The 2,539-nt window shown below is 61.6% G+C and carries 2 protein-coding genes; one reads left to right on the forward strand and one right to left on the reverse strand.

What is annotated here, in order from left to right:
- The first annotated feature begins 415 nt into the window (after positions 1-415).
- The gene (dld, locus tag FS770_RS13485) at positions 416-2,131 is read left to right on the forward strand and encodes a D-lactate dehydrogenase (protein ID WP_013161533.1); all 1,716 of its coding nucleotides are present in this window, start codon (positions 416-418) and stop codon (positions 2,129-2,131) included.
- 182 nt (positions 2,132-2,313) lie between these two features.
- Here the strand turns inward: dld and FS770_RS13840 are convergent, their stop codons facing one another.
- A complete protein-coding gene (locus FS770_RS13840) occupies positions 2,314-2,460 on the reverse strand; it encodes a hypothetical protein (protein ID WP_006822818.1) in 147 nt (48 codons plus the stop codon).
- Between the last annotated feature and the right edge of the window lie 79 nt (positions 2,461-2,539).

Here is a 2,539-nt window from a genome sequence, read left to right on the forward strand (position 1 = left end):
TTCTTCGGCATGACGCCATCCTCTCAACTCGAAAAGATGCGGCACCAAACCTGGGACGGTTCAAGCGGCGCTAGGCGAGTCTGATTGCTGCGTCGATCTATGGGGTGAGGGCAGTGGCCGACATCGCGGTCCGAACTATCGCGGTCCGAACCTACCGGAGTCCGAAAGTACCGCGGTCCGAAACTATCTGATGCGCATCTTCTACAATGAGGATGCGCGTATGCACATGCATACGCACACGCACACTCCTTGGACGCCGTAGCGAGCTTCCGGGCAGACGGTCGCAGACGTCGTCCCCCTGGCTCGTTTCCCCGCCCATCAAAAAATGAACGACCGCGGACTAGCTCGGATCAAGGCGACATCCCCTCAGCATCATGACGCGCTTGTGATGCAACTGAATATAGGAAGCTTAGAGATGACGCAACCAGGACAGACCACCACGACTTCGCACGAAGCGATCGATGCGTTCAAGAGAATCGTCGGCGACGAACATGTACTGACCTCTGAGCGTGCCACGATGCCATTCAGCAAAGGCTATCGATTCGGCGGAGGACCAGTCTTCGCCGTGGTGCGCCCCGGCACGCTGGTCGAGATGTGGCGGGCGCTGCAGGTATCCGTCGACAACAACCTCATCGTCATCCCGCAGGCATCGAACACGGGCCTGACTGGTGGATCCGGCCCCGGCTTCCAAGACTACGATCGCCCCATTGTGATCATCTCGACTCACCGCATCGATGAGGTGCACCTCATCAACGACGCGCGCGAGGCGATCTCGCTCGCGGGCACCCCGCTGACACACCTGACCGACGCGCTCGCCAAGCACCAGCGCGAGCCGCACTCGGTGATCGGGTCGACATCAATCGGCGCCTCGGTCATCGGCGGCATCGCGAACAACTCGGGCGGCAGCCAGATTCGCAAGGGTCCGGCATTCACGCGCGAAGCGATCTTCGCCCGCGTCAACGACGACGGCAAGGTCGAGCTGGTCAATCACCTGGGCATCTCGCTCGGAGACGACCCTGAGGTCGCACTCGACCGTCTACAGCGCGGCGAGTGGTCTCCCGAGGATGTCACCCCAGCTCCCGAAGACTCGAACGAGACCGAGTACGCCGAGCACTTGCGCAAGATCGTGCCTTCGCCTGCTCGCTACAATGCGAACCCCGAGTACCTGTTCGAGGCATCCGGCTCGGCCGGCAAGCTGATGGTGTTCGCGGTGCGCACCCGCACCTTCCCTCGCGAAGTGCACCCGACCGTGTTTTACATCGGCACGAACAACACGCACGAGCTCGAAGAGATCCGTCGGTTGTTCCTCGAAGCCGACATGCCGCTGCCTATCTCTGGTGAGTACATGGGCCGCAGTGCCTTCGACTTGGCCGAGAAGTACGGCAAAGACACCTTCGTCTTCCTGAAGTTCATGAGTCCAGCGCTGCAGACGCGCATGTTCTCGTTCAAGACGTGGGCCAACGGCTTGTTCTCGAAGATTCCCGGCATTGGTCCGACCTTCGCCGACACGGTATCGCAAGCCATGTTCAGCGTGCTGCCCAACCAGCTGCCCAAGCGCATGATGGAGTACCGCAACCGTTTCGAGCATCACCTGCTGCTCACCGTCAGCGAGTCGCAGAAGGCCGCGAGCGAGAAGATGCTCAAGGAGTTCTTCGCAGAGCCCGAGCACACTGGTGAGTTCTTCATCTGCACGTCTGATGAAGAAAAGAGCGCGTCGCTCAACCGGTTCGGCGCGGCCAGTGCCGCCACTCGCTACGCCGCGTTGAAGCGCCGGCACATCGCAGGGCTCATCCCCATCGATGTGGCCCTGCGTCGCGACGATTGGAACTGGCTCGAGGTGCTGCCGGAGGAGATCGACGACCAGCTTGAGGTCAAGGCGTATTACGGGCACTTCTTCTGCCATGTGATGCACCAGGACTATGTCGCCAAGCAGGGCGTGGATCCCGAGGCGCTGCACGACCGCATCCAGCACCTGCTGGAGGAGCGCGGCGCGAAGCTGCCCGCCGAGCACAACTACGGTCGCATCTACAAGCTGCCGGAGTCCATGGAAGAGCACTTCAAGGAGCTCGATCCGACGAATACGTTCAACGCCGGTATCGGCGGCACGTCGCCGCACAAGGACTGGGCCTAAGTCCCCAAGGTAGCGCGACGCCGTGAGAGCCTGAGCGATGTCTTATCCATCTCGGGTGGACCTAGGGCTCGACTCCCTAGGTCCACCGGGACGGATGAGTCGAGACATCGGTCAGAGGCTGGGCAGGCCATAGAATCGCGTGGCGGCGAGGGCCGCGCCCGGTCCGAGAACGGGTCATCGCCTCACGCCGTCAGCTGACCCGCGACGGCCGGCACACCGGCGAAATCCTCGCCACCGGCCACATCGACGAGCCCGGAGGCTATTGCTGAAACACATTGCCTGAACATATTGGTGGAGCTGAAGGTGTGTAGGTTCAGGACATCGTTCATAGGTGAGTCGGGACATTGAACCGTCCCAGGTTCTCGGCCGCTTCTATGCGGGGAGCGGCTCTGGGTTGAGGGCCGCGTA

Origin of the sequence: Kocuria salsicia (assembly GCF_007681555.1) — a bacterium.
GTDB classification, from domain to species: Bacteria; Actinomycetota; Actinomycetes; order Actinomycetales; family Micrococcaceae; genus Kocuria; species Kocuria salsicia.